At 62.0% G+C, this 13,954-nt stretch carries 12 protein-coding genes; 3 read left to right on the top strand and 9 right to left on the bottom strand.

Annotated features, from left to right (window positions below):
* Positions 1-20: 20 nt before the first annotated feature.
* The 6 genes from ACOKS3_RS13465 to ACOKS3_RS13440 form a co-directional block, all read right to left on the bottom strand.
* Positions 21-1,139, bottom strand: a complete 1,119-nt coding sequence (locus ACOKS3_RS13465) for a hypothetical protein (RefSeq protein WP_181004479.1) — start codon at positions 1,137-1,139, stop codon at positions 21-23.
* A gap of 25 nt (positions 1,140-1,164) precedes the next feature.
* Entirely contained in the window at positions 1,165-1,707 is a 543-nt protein-coding gene (locus ACOKS3_RS13460) for a polysaccharide biosynthesis/export family protein (RefSeq protein ID WP_103447169.1), read from the bottom strand.
* A 284-nt stretch (positions 1,708-1,991) separates the two neighbouring features.
* A complete protein-coding gene (gene eppA / locus ACOKS3_RS13455; RefSeq protein ID WP_181004478.1) occupies positions 1,992-2,168 on the bottom strand; it encodes an EPS-associated small membrane protein EppA in 177 nt (58 codons plus the stop codon).
* Between the two features lie 233 nt (positions 2,169-2,401).
* Positions 2,402-3,520, bottom strand: a complete 1,119-nt coding sequence (locus ACOKS3_RS13450) for a glycosyltransferase family 61 protein (protein WP_103447168.1) — start codon at positions 3,518-3,520, stop codon at positions 2,402-2,404.
* A gap of 74 nt (positions 3,521-3,594) precedes the next feature.
* Complete coding sequence (locus ACOKS3_RS13445; RefSeq protein ID WP_103447167.1) at positions 3,595-4,752, bottom strand: GNAT family N-acetyltransferase; 1,158 nt, start codon at positions 4,750-4,752, stop codon at positions 3,595-3,597.
* Positions 4,753-5,109: 357 nt separating this feature from the next.
* The gene (locus ACOKS3_RS13440) at positions 5,110-6,711 is read right to left on the bottom strand and encodes a putative bifunctional diguanylate cyclase/phosphodiesterase (RefSeq protein ID WP_103447166.1); all 1,602 of its coding nucleotides are present in this window, start codon (positions 6,709-6,711) and stop codon (positions 5,110-5,112) included.
* 138 nt (positions 6,712-6,849) lie between these two features.
* On the opposite strand from ACOKS3_RS13440, the gene ACOKS3_RS13435 reads away from it, so the two are divergent.
* The 3 genes from ACOKS3_RS13435 (at position 6,850) to ACOKS3_RS13425 (ending at position 10,298) form a co-directional block, all read left to right on the top strand.
* A complete protein-coding gene (locus ACOKS3_RS13435; protein ID WP_422763189.1) occupies positions 6,850-8,469 on the top strand; it encodes an NADP-dependent glyceraldehyde-3-phosphate dehydrogenase in 1,620 nt (539 codons plus the stop codon).
* Between the two features lie 110 nt (positions 8,470-8,579).
* Positions 8,580-9,047, top strand: a complete 468-nt coding sequence (locus tag ACOKS3_RS13430; protein ID WP_103447164.1) for a VOC family protein — start codon at positions 8,580-8,582, stop codon at positions 9,045-9,047.
* Positions 9,048-9,110: 63 nt separating this feature from the next.
* Positions 9,111-10,298, top strand: a complete 1,188-nt coding sequence (locus tag ACOKS3_RS13425; protein ID WP_103447163.1) for a hypothetical protein — start codon at positions 9,111-9,113, stop codon at positions 10,296-10,298.
* 72 nt (positions 10,299-10,370) lie between these two features.
* Here the strand turns inward: ACOKS3_RS13425 and yiaY are convergent, their stop codons facing one another.
* The 3 genes from yiaY to ACOKS3_RS13410 all read right to left on the bottom strand — a co-directional run bounded on the left by yiaY (position 10,371) and on the right by ACOKS3_RS13410 (position 13,775).
* Entirely contained in the window at positions 10,371-11,519 is a 1,149-nt protein-coding gene (gene yiaY / locus ACOKS3_RS13420) for an L-threonine dehydrogenase (protein ID WP_422763188.1), read from the bottom strand.
* A 78-nt stretch (positions 11,520-11,597) separates the two neighbouring features.
* The gene (gene ilvA / locus ACOKS3_RS13415; protein WP_103447161.1) at positions 11,598-13,160 is read right to left on the bottom strand and encodes a threonine ammonia-lyase, biosynthetic; all 1,563 of its coding nucleotides are present in this window, start codon (positions 13,158-13,160) and stop codon (positions 11,598-11,600) included.
* Positions 13,161-13,343: 183 nt separating this feature from the next.
* The gene (locus ACOKS3_RS13410) at positions 13,344-13,775 is read right to left on the bottom strand and encodes a PACE efflux transporter (protein ID WP_103447160.1); all 432 of its coding nucleotides are present in this window, start codon (positions 13,773-13,775) and stop codon (positions 13,344-13,346) included.
* Positions 13,776-13,954 lie beyond the last annotated feature (179 nt).

Below are 13,954 nucleotides of genomic sequence, written 5' to 3'. Positions count from 1 at the left end.
AGTGGCCACCAATCCGAAATTCAGATGTCGGGGTATCTATACGTCAGCGTCAAACCAGCAATGGTAGCGTCGGCATTGGGCAGGCCACTTTGCTGGCGCTCCTTGTACAGCAACGAAAAACGCAGGTCCCAGGCCGGCGAAAACGCCCGGCTGGCCCAGACGCTGTAGGTCTGCATAGTGTTGGGGTTCTGCCCTTTGCTGTCCTGCCACCAGGCGTCTGCGCCGACCCGGGTGGTTTCTGTCAGCAGGTAGCTCCAGCTGCCACGCACCATGTCCATTTCGGCAGCACCGCCCTGGGCGTTGGACATCGTGGTGCGGTCGGCACTGAAGCTGGCCTCGTGACGCAAGCCACGGTAGGTCAGCGATGCGCCGCCTTCACCACGGCGCTGAGTACCGGCACCGTTGGTCTGGTTGACGCCGACATGCATGGCGCCGACCAGGCTGTCGGAGAACTGATACTTCAGGCCAATGCTGGGGACATAGCTGTTGGTGGCGATGGCCGTGCTGTTGCTGTCTGGCTCGTAACGCCGGGCTTCGAAGCCAGTGATGATGTCAGTGCGCTCGCTCCAGGCGTACGTCCAGTTGAAGTCGTTGGCGTACTCGTCATAACCGGTCAGCGTACTGATGTCGTAGCTGGCATGGGAGTAGCGAAGTTCGTTGGACAGGGTGCTGCGCTCGGTTACCGCGCTGCTCCAGTTGCCCGTGAGCCTGGACATCTTCTGGGTGCCGTCGGTGGTTACTATCACACCGGTATCCTGCACCGCACCGGACAGCGTCGAGCTCTCGTCGTATTGCGCCAGCAGGCCAAAGCCGCCGCTTTCGGTCTCGCGCTGCCAGCCCAGGCGCAGGTTCGGGTCTTCACGGTCATCCATCACCGAGCGGTCGGATGAACGCAGCACATGCATGCCCACACCCATGCGCAACTGATCGCGATCGAACTGACCTACCAGGGTGTAATCAGGCGCAATGATCGTACGCGTCACACCTTTCTCCTTGGACGTCAGGAGCAATGGGTTGCTGTCGTACTCGACAGTCGTGGGAACCTCGACTGAAGACTGCCAGTTGGCGGCATCAACCACCCCGGAGAACGGCATCATCATGATTGCCGTTACAACACTCGTTGTTTTATTGATAGGCACAAGTCGTTCTTAGTTATTAGGAGAGTCAGGGTACGACCAGCGTATCGCCAGCCTGAAGTTGGAAGTTGGTGGACATGTCACGCCCAGAAACCAGATCCTTGTAACGCACCGGCATGACCTTTTGGCCGCGAATGACCTTGATGGCACTTTCGTCGGCGAATTTGTCCATTCCACCCGACATGCTCAGGGCCTGAAGCACCGCCGTAGGGCCTGCCATCGGCACCGGTCCGGGCTTGATCACTTTGCCTTGAACATACACCAGATTGCCAGCGGTGCTGGTGACGACCACGCTGACATTCGGCTGGGCCAGATATGGCTTCAGTGCGGTCTCGATCTTTTTCGCCACGGCGGTGGCTTCAAGGCCGGCGACATCCACGCGCCCCGCCAGCGGGAAGGTAATACTGCCATCGGGAAGGACCACGGTTTCCTGACGCAGGGTGTCTTCCTGCCAGACCGAGATCATGACTTTGTCACCGGGGCTTAACAGGTAAGTAGAGGAAGTATCGGCGGCAGCGGTGCCAGACCAGACCACCAGAGCGCAGAGAACGGACATCAGCAAACGTACCATGAGGGATCCCTCCGGCCAGTCGGCCCAGGTTAAGAGCACTGAATGAGTACAACGACGAACCTCTCGCTCCGCTCGCAGCGTGCCTGCTGCGACGGCCTCACCCATCCTCGAGGCCCTTTACCGCGATGCCGCCTGCCTGTCTCTTGCTGCTGTGCGCACCTAGGGCGCTGGCTACTGGAATATAGCAACAGCTGTAAAATTGACAAGCACTTGCGCCTCCGAAAACACGTAAAGACCCACCTATTAGCGTCAACGCTTTGGCATCGTGATAAAAATGAGAAAACTTAGATCTTCTTCCTATTGGCGACCGCGATGAAACCAATCACTGCGGATGCAAACAACCATCCCGCCGAAGACAGCGGAACTATGGTGTTTTCGGTCAAGTAAGAGTCGGCCGCTCGCGCTGCACCCGTCAATAATACCAACAGGAAGAAAGACTTGATGAACAGAGTCGAGCGCATGTTCGCCCCCTGCAAGAGGTAAGTTGTTATTGATTTGGCGCAAGAGTGGATCGCTGTTGATTTGAGCTTATGGGCACAATGACATTACGTCAATGATCCGACACCATAATAAATCTCAATGGGACATGTCTGGGCTCGTCAAAATGCCGTCAGCATGATTTTGCTGGGATTTCACCCTGCCAGGGCTGCGTTTCTACGCGCAGCCTGGCAGTCGACTGCCGACAGATCGAGGATCAATAAGGGAACAGATCCAGGGTTCGCTCCACTTCATCGATATCGATGGTGAAGCCTTCTCCTTGCGGTGTGCCGACCACGAAACCGAAGTGCTGATGGTCGCGATCCGTCAGGTACTTGTAGTAGCTCACGAAGCGGTTCGGCGGCTGTAGCGCCAGTATCGAACCACCGGGCTGCAAGACATTGACGCCATGCACCAGCTGGCTACCTTCAACGCCAATCACCGTTCTCGCCCCCGCACAGGCGGCGACGATACCTGGCACATCGCTCTTCATCGGGTCGATGATGCGAAAACCGCGGTATTTCTGCAGGTGCGAGGCGACTTCCAGCTCATTGCGCATCAGGCGCAGGTCGCCATCGCTGCCACGCAGTATGAACACCCCCGGGTGCGGCGACGGGTCGACATGCGACAGCAACTTGTCACCCATGGCGCGGTAGCGCGAATACCGGTTGCGGTTGTTGCTGAGGTCGTCGAACAGCACCAGCTCATGGAAGAACGCGCCACGCGTGCGCAGTGGCTGCATGCCCAGCCAGCGTTCATACGCGGGCCCTTGGCTGAACAGCGGGTAGCGAGCCGAGGGCGCGGTGGTCACCGGCACGCCTTCTTCGCAGGCCAGGGCGTAGGTCGGGCAGTCTTCCATCAACCAGGTACCAAACCAGGTATTGCCATTCTGTGTGCAGTACACGGCCCCGCGGTCGATTTCGTGATCCACCGTGACGCCAGGGAACCGGCTCGGCTTCAACGACAACCAATGGCTGGCATTGCCCTTGTACAACGCACCGTCGATCAGCCAGACGTCCTTCAGCAGATAGCCGCGTGTCGGCCCTTGCTCCATAGTGATCGCGCCTTCCATGGTCCGCGCAGGATGCACATACGGATAGAAGCGCTTGGCTTCCCAGCCCGTTACCCGCTCCAATTGGTTGGGCAAGTAGAATGCCGGTGGCGATACCGTTGTTTCACCGGGTGCGATATCCCAGACCTTCTCGGCGACACGCTTGATATCGATATCAGCCTTGCGTGCCAGGCGCTTGCGCACAATGTGCTGGTAGGCCGCCAAGGTCCAGGTGTTCTGGCTGGCGACCGAAGAGCCACTGAAGTTCGAAATACCGCTGCCCATGAAACGCCCCTCCCGAAGTGACAGGTGTCTGGTCTGAGGCAAGGCACGCACTCCCGGCATGCCTTGAAGTCGGTTCAGCTGGAAACGACAACCCTTTCCATCATGGGCGGGGACTGTAGCGTGGCGTAACGGCTGCGCAGGGTTTGCAGGAACGACTCACCACTGCTCCCGGCGCCATAGAGGTAGATCTTGTGCAGGCCACCAAACACCATCTCGTGATAACGGCTGGCGACCTCATCATCACTGGGCCCGTCCGGCAGGCCCAGGTGAAGGGTCAATTTGTTGCCCTCGACGGCGAACAACGGAGTGTCCCAAAGAAACTGCGCGGTCCCCGTGCGGGGCAAGCGGACGAACAGGTAGGCATGATTGCCCAATTCGTCGATATCACCGCCACGCCGGCGCTTCCACTTCAACAGGCCGTCGTCCGGCCGTGCCAGGCACATGCCGATATCGTAGTAGTCGTAACCATTGGCCAACGCCCACTCGAGGGCCATGAACGTGGTGATCGAATTGACCTCGCGCAACTTTTTCGGGTCTGAGAACACCGCTTCGCAATAGCCGAAACGCAGGGTGCTCCAATAGCGTTTGCCGTCCCGCGTGATCTCACAGCCCAGATGGCAGCCGATGACCTCATCGCCGCAGGTGATCAGGTCCAGGCGCCCTACACCTTTTGCCAGACGAAACACTTCGTCGGTTGGAAACTGCGCCGCATGAATACCCTGCCGGGCACTGGCATAGGGCCGCAGCAGCTGTTGATCGGCCATGGCGATCTCGTCATCGGCCAGCGTCTGGCGCATCTGGTAGAGCGGGCGGTTCTTGCGAATGCTGCGACGCAGTTCACTGTCGTAGCGGGCGGTGATGTCATCGAGCGAACGGCCCAGGGGCACCACGGCGCTCAGGTAGTGGGGCACCGTCAGCGCACCGGAAGTCGGCATCTCGCTCACCACCACCACATGCCGGGGCTCACTCGGGGCAGCCTCATCGGCCGCTTCGGCCGGTGGCTGCTGGCCCTTGCCGCCAATCAGCAGCTTGGCCATTTCGCGCTGCTGCTTCCTGCCGATGTAGAGGATTTCGTACGGGCTGGCCTGCTGCAGCCGGAAACGCGAGATTTCCCAGCGCCAGAAGCAGGTACGCGCCAGCAGCTCGCGTAACTTGCTTGAAACGGTCCGGATCTCGTAACGCATGGAAGGCGAGATCACTTTTCGCGCCACAGCCGCCAAGTTCTCTTTCATGTCTTCTTCGACGTCCTTTGATGTTGTCAACGGGGCTGATCGGAAAACAATAGAGTGGAGCTTTAAAGCCTGCATAACGTGTTGATTTATAAACAATCAACTTCGGACACCGCCTTCACATTCAGTAACAATTTAAGATGCAGGTGCGCTGCTTGGCAAGCGGCATTTTGACAGCATTGCAGCTTTATTAATGGCGTCAAATTTATTGGCACAGGCAAAAGCCACGTACTGCTTTTGCTATATATCCTCACTGTTTCAATACGCTGAAAGTTGCATTACCAGGTAAGCGCTGCGCCAGCAGGCCCTTGGTCGCCCAGCTTATGAGCTGTTCAACATCCCGCTGTAGCTAGGCTGTCACTACCGCGGCAAACGCGCCCTGAGCGGGTTGCGTGCCACCCACTTCTGCAACTCGGCGGCCGGCATCGGCCGCCCCAGCAGGTAGCCCTGGCCCTGGTCACACCCGGCGTGGCGCAGGAAGTCATACTGCTGCTGGGTCTCGATGCCTTCGGCAGTGATGCGGTAGCCCAGGGCATGCCCCAGGTCAATGATCGCCCGGGCGATGGCCACCGCATCATCGTCATCCGGCAGGTCCTTGATAAACGCCCGGTCGATCTTCAGGTGGTCGATGGGCAAGGCACGCAGGTAGGCCAGCGACGAATAACCGGTGCCGAAGTCGTCCACCGCCGTGGCCACGCCCATGGCTTGCAGCTGGGCCAGCGCCGCACACGCCTGTTGCTGGCTTTCCATCAGCAGGCTCTCGGTGATTTCCACTTCCAGCAGGTTGGGGGCCAGGCCATGGCGTTCCAAGGCAATGGCCAGGCTCGAGACATAGTCGCTGCGCTCGATCTGTAGCGCCGCCACGTTGACCGCCAGGGGCCCCGGCAGGCAATCGGCGGCGCGCCAGGCGGCCAGTTGCGCACAGGCCAGGTCGAGCACGCGCTCGCCCAAGGGGATGATCAGGCCGGTGCGCTCGGCCAGCGGGATGAATTCGCCAGGCGGTATCAACCCATGCTCCGGATCACGCCAGCGCAACAAGGCCTCGACCCCTTCCAGCTGGCCGCTGAACAGGTCGACCTTCGGCTGGTACCACAATTCAAACTCGTTATCCTGCAGCGCCCGGCGCAAGTTGCGCTCCAGCTCCAGGCGCTGGTGCAGCCGTGCCGTCATGTCCGGGTGGTAGGGGCGCCAGGCGTTGCGCCCCCCCTCCTTGGCCGCGTACATGGCCGTGTCGGCATGGCGCAGCAGGCTGCCAACGTCTTCGCCATGTTGCGGGCACCAGGCCAGGCCAATGCTGCCCGTTACCAGCGCGGCATTGCCATTGAGGTCGAACGGCCGCTGCAGGCAGCGCAGCAGCTGCCGCAGCTGATGGCTGACCTGGCCCTGGGTGCCCTGGAGCATGAACACGAATTCATCGCCGCCTAGCCGGCATACCCGGTCGCCGGTGTCGAGTTCCTGAAGAAAGCGCGCGGTCGCCTGCTGCAGCAGCAGGTCGCCCATCGCGTGGCCCAGGCTGTCGTTGACCTGTTTGAAACCGTCGATATCCAGCAGCAGCACGGCCAGGCCATGGCCTTCGGCAGTGGCTTCGGCCAACTGCTGCTGGAACAGCACCCGGTTAGGCAAACCGGTGATGGTGTCGTAATGCGCCAAGCGTTCCAGCTGCGCCTGCGAGCGCTGCAGCTCGCGGTTACGCTGTTGCAGCTGGCGCTGCTTGCGGTTGATCTGCGTGATGAACAGGCTGAGCAGGCCACTGCAGGTCAGGGCGAACCAGAACAGCGGCGAGTGGAACAGGCTCACGTCCTGCTGGCTGTGCTGGCGCTGGATGTCCACATGGCCAAGCGCCAGGGAAACGCCGATACCGGCCAGGGAAACGCCGACCGGCAACAAGCGGCGAAGGGCGCGAGGCAGCGTGCCGGTAGTCGGTGTCTGTTCGTGGGTCATCGGGGAATTGGACGGGGTCATAAGCCTGCAGATATGCGCGATTGCCCCTGTATCGGCGCGGTGCGCGCAAAATTGAGCCAGACTGGTGTTTTTCTTGCCCAGGGTGCATGCTCGAAGCTGAAGCGTTTCACCCGCCAAGACACATGAGGTGCAGTACCCATGGAACATCTGCTCGATTCGCTGTTTCCCGCCGCTGGCGACATTCCCGAGAACTGGCGCCTGGGCGCACCACTGGAACAACGCGACTACCTGGTGAACGGTGAACTCAGGCGCTGGGACGGGCCACTGGCCACGGTGCGCAGCCCGGTCTGGCTGAAGGAAGCGGACGGCGAGCGCCAGGTGGTGCTCGGCAGCGCGCCCTTGCTCGATGCCGACACCGCCCTCACCGCCCTGGACGCGGCGGTAAACGCCTATGACAAGGGCCGTGGTACCTGGCCGAACATGCGCGTGGCCGAGCGGATCCAGCACGTGGAAGCCTTCCTCGCACGCATGCGCGAGCAGCGTACCGCCGTGGTCAAGCTGCTGATGTGGGAAATCGGCAAGAACCTCAAAGATTCGGAAAAGGAATTCGACCGCACCTGCGACTACATCGTCGACACCATCAACGCCCTCAAGGACCTCGACCGTCGCTCCAGCCGCTTCGAACTCGAACAAGGCACCCTCGGCCAGATCCGCCGTGCGCCGCTGGGCGTGGCACTGTGCATGGGCCCTTACAACTACCCGCTCAATGAAACCTTCACTACGCTGATCCCGGCTCTGATCATGGGCAACACCGTGGTGTTCAAGCCGGCCAAATTCGGCGTGCTGCTTATCCGCCCACTGCTCGAAGCGTTCCGCGACAGCTTCCCGCCAGGGGTGATCAACGTCATCTACGGCCGTGGCCGTGAAACGGTCAGCGCGCTGATGGCCAGCGGCAAGGTCGATGTGTTCGCTTTCATCGGCACCCACAAGGCGGCCAGCGACCTCAAGAAGCTTCACCCTCGCCCGCACCGGCTGCGTGCGGCACTGGGCCTGGATGCGAAGAACCCGGGCATCGTCCTGCCTCAGGTCGACCTGGACAATGCCGTGGAAGAGGCCGTGACCGGCGCATTGTCGTTCAATGGCCAGCGCTGCACGGCGTTGAAAATCCTGTTCGTGCACGAGGACGTGGTCGACACGTTCCTCGACAAGTTCAAGCGCAAGCTCGCCGCCCTCAAACCAGGCATGCCCTGGGAGCCGGGCGTTGCGCTGACGCCGCTGCCGGAGCCGGGCAAGGTCGACTACCTTGACCAGTTGGTGGCCGACGCCAAGGCCAAGGGTGCGCGGGTACTCAATGAAGGTGGCGGGCAGAGCCGCGGCTCGTTCTTCTACCCCGCCCTGCTCTACCCGGTGACACGCGACATGCGCGTGTACCACGAGGAGCAGTTCGGCCCGCTGGTGCCGGTGGTGCCTTACCGCGACCTGCAGACCGTGATCGACTACGTGCTCGACTCCGACTACGGCCAGCAGCTGAGCCTGTTCGGCAACGACCCGGCCACTGTCGGCCACCTGGTCGACATCTTTGCCAACCAGGTCGGCCGCATCAACCTCAACGCCCAGTGTCAGCGCGGCCCGGACAACTATCCGTTCAACGGCCGCAAAAATAGCGCCGAAGGTACCCTGTCGGTGCACGATGCCTTGCGTGTGTTCTCTATCCGCACCCTGGTCGCGACCCGCTTCCAGGAGGCCAACAAGGAACTGATCAGCGAAATCATCCGCAACCGCCAATCGAGCTTCCTGACCACCGACTACATCTTCTGACACCCGCGCTTATAGAGAATCGATCTAGGGTGATTGTCGATTTTCCATCTGTGCAAACGACTCTAAGCATCAGGGCGCCCATCGGCGCCCATTGCAAAGGAGAGTCGAACATGGCTGTCAAACCCATCCCCGAAGGCCAGCACAGCATCACCCCGTACCTGGCCATCAACGATGCCGCCAAGGCCATTGAATTCTACAAGAAGGCCTTTGGTGCCACGCAAATGTTCCGCCTCGAAGGCCCAGACGGCCGCGTCGGCCACGCCGAACTGCGCATCGGCGACTCCTCGCTGATGCTCGGCGACCCCTGCGACCGCGAAGGCGGCCTCACCGCCAGCCAGAAACTCGCGGGTGCCGGCGTCGGCCTGCACCTGTATGTCGAAGACTGCGACAAGGTCTACGCCCAGGCCCTGGCGGCAGGCGGCACCCAATTGCATCCGGTGACGGACCAATTCTACGGCGACCGCAGCGGCACGCTGAAAGACCCGTTCGGCAATATCTGGTTCGTCTCTACCCACAAGGAAGACCTCAGCCCCGACGAAATCCGCGCGCGCGCTGCCAAGATGTTCGGCAGCAGCTGAGTGACGAGTTGAAAGCGCGGCGCGTTTGCTTGAAGCTTGAGGCTCGTAGCTTGGAGCTGCCTCATGCGAATCATCGACAAAACCGCCGCGCAGGTGCGCAGCCTGACCCTGGCCGAAGAGGAACTGCTGGTCGGTTTCGCCACCGGCAGCCTCGCCGGGCCACGCCTGCTGCAGGCCAACCAGCTGCTGATGAAGGTTCGCAGCGCCAACCAGTGGCTAGCCTGCGATTGCCGCAAGGATGCCTTGCCGGTGCTCAACGTCACCCTCAATGGCAGCACCGGCACGCTGTTTCTGAAGAACAACCCGGGCACCGCCGAGCATGCGCCCGGCTGCCCGTTCACCAAGGACGAACGCGAGGCCAGCGAGCGCGAGGATGAACCCGTCGCGCCTGCCGCCTGGCTGGCACCTGACACCCCGCTGCGCCTTATCGGCGATTACCGCAAGGCCAGTGATGAGGATGGTACGGCGGGCGAAGGCAATGAACGCCGCGAACAGCAGCGCCTGTTGTCGTTACTGCTGACCTGGATCGAGACCAGCGGCCTTAACCTTTACGCCACGCACCTGAAGAAAGACCTCACCGGCCAGTTCGCCGAGCTGCGCAGTGTCGCCAGCCGCTACCCGTTGCTTGAACGGGTGCCGGCCAGCAACTACCTGGAAACCCGCCTGGACATGAAGCACATGATGATGCTCAAGTCCCGCTTGCGCGAAGCCACGGTGTTCGGCAACCACCGTCGCCATGGCCTGCTGCTGGACTGCGTCGACCAGATCAAGGGGCGCAAGCTTTTCAATAACCGCAGCGAAGACGGATTCGACTTCCAGGGGCATCACCTGTACTGGGGTGGCAGCCGGGCGTCGGGCCCGCTGTTGGCGCTGGCCCTGTACTCACCGACCACGGCGGGCAGCCACTTCTATGAATTGATTCACGTGGCCAGCGTGCCGGTGCTGTCGCGCGCGCAGATGTTCCCGGTGTACCGCGACGAAGAACGCGAGCCACTCAAGGCGCTGGTGTCGCTGATCGACTGGATGGCCAGCAAAGGGGTGAAGGTGCAGATGCGCCGCCCGGTGATCGGTGGGCAGGTGATGGATGAGCTGGTGCTGACCTCGGATCAGGACCGAGTGCTGTCGGTGTCGCTGCTGGAGAAGCCGATCGGCCCGGAGCCCGATGCCGAAAACTTCAAGCGCTATGCGGACTTCAAGAGCCTGGAGACCTTCAGCAAGTATGTGGCCGGGTTCTTCATGCGAGAACGCTGAAGACCGAGTTGCCCGCTCCCACAGCAAGTACAGCCTGTGGGAGCGTGCTTGCCCGCGAATGGGCCCTGACTATCAGAATGCCGCCCGGAAAATCCCCTCGATCTCGTCCTGGCTGGCCGGCCGCGGGTTGGTCAGCCCGCAGGCATCCTTCAAGGCGTTCTGCGCCAGAATGCCAACATCTTCAAGCTTTGCCCCCAGCTCCGCCAACCCCGCCGGAATGCCCACAGCCGCCGCCAGGTGCTCGATGGCTGAAATCGCCGCCCCGGCGCCCTGCTCCGCATCCAGCCCACACACCTTGATGCCCATGGCCTTGGCCACATCACGCAGGCGCGCTGCGCTGACCTTGGCATTGAAGCGCTGCACATGCGGCAACAGCACGGCATTGCATACACCGTGGGGCAAGTCGTAGTAACCGCCCAGCTGGTGCGCCATGGCGTGCACGTAGCCCAGCGAGGCATTGTTGAACGCCATGCCCGCAAGAAACTGCGCATACGCCATGTTTTCCCGCGCCTGCAGGTCGTTGCCATCGTTCACTGCCTGGCGCAGGTTCTCGCTGATCAGGCTGACGGCCTTGAGCGCGCAGGCGTCGGTGATCGGCGTGGCCGCCGTCGACACATAGGCCTCGATGGCATGGGTCAACGCATCCATGCCGGTGGCCGCCGTCAGCCCCTTGGGCATGGCAACCATCAGTGCCGGGTCGTTGACCGACAGAATTGGCGTGACGTTACGGTCGACGATGGCCATTTTCACGTGGCGGCTCTCGTCGGTGATGATGCAGAAACGGGTCATTTCACTGGCCGTGCCAGCGGTGGTGTTGATGGCGATCAGCGGCAGCTGCGGCTTGCGTGAGCGGTCGACGCCTTCGTAGTCGCTGATATGCCCACCGTTGGTGGCGCACAAGGCAATGCCCTTGGCGCAGTCATGGGGCGAGCCACCGCCCAGCGACACCACACAGTCGCAGCGCTCACGCAGCAACACGGCAAGGCCCGCCTCGACGTTGGCAATACTGGGGTTGGGCTTGGCGCCGTCGAACACCACCGAGTCGATATCCTGCAAGGCCAGCATGCGCCCGATGCGAGCGGCGACACCGGCCTTGGCCAGGCCCTGGTCGGTGACGATCAGCGCCTTGCGCAAGCCATAACCAGCAATCGCGGCCATGGCCTCGTCAAGGCAGTCAATGCCCATGATGTTGACGGGCGGGATGAAGAAGGTGCTGCTCATGACCGGATCCTCCTGGTGGGTCTGTCTACCCATGAGGATCCGCCCGTTCAATGCAGCGGATGTTGATCCAGAGCAACGTTAGCCAAGGAACAGCCGGTAAGCCGGATTATCGGTTTCGTCCCAGTAGCGGTAGCCCATCTCGTCCAGCGCCTGGGGCAGGCCGGCCTGCTCGTCGGCGGGCACTTCCAGCGCCGCGAACACCCGCGCTTCGGCCGCGCCATGGTTACGGTAATGGAACAGGCTGATGTTCCAGCGCTTGCCCAGCCGCTCCAGGAAGCCCAGCAATGCCCCTGGCCGCTCGGGGAATTCGAAGCGCAGTACCCGCTCATCGGCCCCCGGCGCTGCATGCCCGCCCACAGTGTGGCGCACATGCAGCTTGGCCAGTTCGTTGTCGGTCAGGTCGAGCACGCTGTAGCCCTGCCCGCGCAGGCTGGCCAGCAGCTGATCGCGCGGGTCGTTCACGGGGTGGGTCTGCACGCCAACGAACAGGCGCGCTTCCTTGCCCGGGTAGTAGCGGTAGTTGAACTCGGTGATCTGCCGCTTGCCCAGCGCCTGGCAGAAGGCCCGGAAGCTGCCGGGCTGTTCGGGGATGGTCACGGCGATGATCGCCTCGCGCTGCTCGCCCAGTTCGGCACGCTCGGCCACGTGGCGCAGGCGGTCGAAGTTGACGTTGGCGCCGGAGTCGATGGCCACCAGGGTTTGCCCCGTGACGCCCTCGCGGGCCACGTACCTCTTGATTCCGGCTACGGCCAGGGCGCCCGAGGGTTCAGTGATCGAGCGGGTATCGTCGTAGATATCCTTGATTGCCGCACACAGCTCATCACTGCTGACGGTCACCACTTCATCGACAAAATGCCGGCACAGCTCGAAGCAATGGGCGCCGATCTGCGCCACCGCCACGCCATCGGCGAAGGTACCGACCTGCGGCAGGATCACCCGCTCGCCCGCCGCCATGGCAGCCTGCAGGCAGTTGGAGTCTTCCGGCTCGACACCGATCACCTTGACCTCGGGGCGCAGGTACTTTACGTAGGCAGCAATGCCCGCGACCAGTCCGCCACCGCCAACCGGCACGAAGATCGCGTCCAGCGCACCTGGTTGTTGGCGTAGGATCTCCATGCCCACGGTGCCTTGGCCGGCGATCACGTCCGGGTCGTCGAACGGCGGCACGAAGGTGGCCCCGTCGCTGTCGGCCAATTGCAGCGCGTGGGCCAGGGCATGGGGGAAGCTCTCGCCGTGCAGCACCACATGGCCACCCCGCGAGCGCACGCCTTCGACCTTGAGCGATGGCGTGGTGGTGGGCATGACGATGGTCGCCTTCATGCCCAGGTGCGCCGCCGCCAGGGCCACGCCTTGGGCATGGTTGCCTGCCGAGGCGGTGATCACGCCACGTTCGCGCTGGGCCGTGGTCAGGCGCGACAGCCGGGTGTAGGCACCGCGGATCTTGAACGAGAAGGTCGGCTGCAGGTCTTCACGCTTGAGCAACACCTGGTTGCCAAGGCTGGCAGACAGCGCGGGGGCCGCTTGCAAGGGCGTCTCGATGGCCAGGTCGTACACCGGCGCGGACAGAATGCGGCGCACCTGTTCCGACAGCAGTTGCTGCGGGGTGGACGGGGTACGAGGGCTGACGTTGAGGCTGGTCATCGATTGCAACTCCTTGGCTTGTTCACGTTGCCCAGGAGTCAGAGAGAAGAAACCCGCCTCCAGGGCGGGTTCGGTGCACGTACGCGCTAGCCCGCCAAACTGATAATGGCGGTAATAATAATGGCGTTCACGTGCGGGAAGGTTTTCATGGGGTAGGACGTTATCCCGCCTGGCTTGGCCAAGTCAACACTTTGCTTGTTGCGCCGACAGCGGCACGTCGAACACCTTGTCGAAGCCCCACTGGAACACGAAGGCATAGACGAAGAAGAACACGAACAGAGCCAGGTTGGTGATCAACGCCGCCCACAGGCTGACATCCAGCCAGTACGCCACCAGCGGCAGCAGGATCAGCACCAGCCCGCCCTCGAAGCCCAGCGCGTGCAGGCCCCGGCGCAGCAACGTGCGCTCGCGCTTGGGCTGGCGTGCCTCCCAGCGCTCGAATGCCCAGTTGTAGGCCATGTTCCAGCTCATGGCGATGCCCGACATCAGCACCGACAGCACTGTCGACTCCGCCATCCCGGCTCCGAACGCCAGCTCCAGTGCCGGAGCCACGCAAGCCACGGCAATGGCTTCGTAGAGAATGGCCTGGACGATCTTGCGCGCCTTGCCTTGCATGTTCTGCTCCCAGAAGAATCGGCCTACAAAACTACAAGATGAGCGCCCCAAGCAAAAGCTCGAAATTCAGTGATAGCTGCACGCCATCACCGATCACGTATTGGACAACCCTGCATGCGACTGCTTGTATCTATCACTTGCAAGCGGCGACATGTCCCACCCCTTCGTCCAGGGAAATG

Source organism: Pseudomonas sp. HS6-2, from assembly GCF_049325675.2.
Lineage (GTDB): Bacteria > Pseudomonadota > Gammaproteobacteria > Pseudomonadales > Pseudomonadaceae > Aquipseudomonas > Aquipseudomonas putida_N.
Note: the sequence above shows the minus strand (reverse complement) of the source record. Positions and strands in the feature narration are given on the sequence as shown.

Excerpts from the sequence above, each read along its gene's own strand:
- ACOKS3_RS13460 (WP_103447169.1), bottom strand. The coding sequence starts at position 1,707 with ATGGTACGTTTGCTGATGTCCGTTCTCTGCGCTCTGGTGGTCTGGTCT.
- eppA (WP_181004478.1), bottom strand. The coding sequence starts at position 2,168 with ATGCGCTCGACTCTGTTCATCAAGTCTTTCTTCCTGTTGGTATTATTG.
- ACOKS3_RS13450 (WP_103447168.1), bottom strand. The coding sequence starts at position 3,520 with ATGGGCAGCGGTATTTCGAACTTCAGTGGCTCTTCGGTCGCCAGCCAG.
- ACOKS3_RS13445 (WP_103447167.1), bottom strand. The coding sequence starts at position 4,752 with ATGAAAGAGAACTTGGCGGCTGTGGCGCGAAAAGTGATCTCGCCTTCC.
- ACOKS3_RS13440 (WP_103447166.1), bottom strand. The coding sequence starts at position 6,711 with ATGACCCCGTCCAATTCCCCGATGACCCACGAACAGACACCGACTACC.
- ACOKS3_RS13435 (WP_422763189.1), top strand. The coding sequence starts at position 6,850 with ATGGAACATCTGCTCGATTCGCTGTTTCCCGCCGCTGGCGACATTCCC.
- ACOKS3_RS13430 (WP_103447164.1), top strand. The coding sequence starts at position 8,580 with ATGGCTGTCAAACCCATCCCCGAAGGCCAGCACAGCATCACCCCGTAC.
- ACOKS3_RS13425 (WP_103447163.1), top strand. The coding sequence starts at position 9,111 with ATGCGAATCATCGACAAAACCGCCGCGCAGGTGCGCAGCCTGACCCTG.
- yiaY (WP_422763188.1), bottom strand. The coding sequence starts at position 11,519 with ATGAGCAGCACCTTCTTCATCCCGCCCGTCAACATCATGGGCATTGAC.
- ilvA (WP_103447161.1), bottom strand. The coding sequence starts at position 13,160 with ATGACCAGCCTCAACGTCAGCCCTCGTACCCCGTCCACCCCGCAGCAA.
- ACOKS3_RS13410 (WP_103447160.1), bottom strand. The coding sequence starts at position 13,775 with ATGCAAGGCAAGGCGCGCAAGATCGTCCAGGCCATTCTCTACGAAGCC.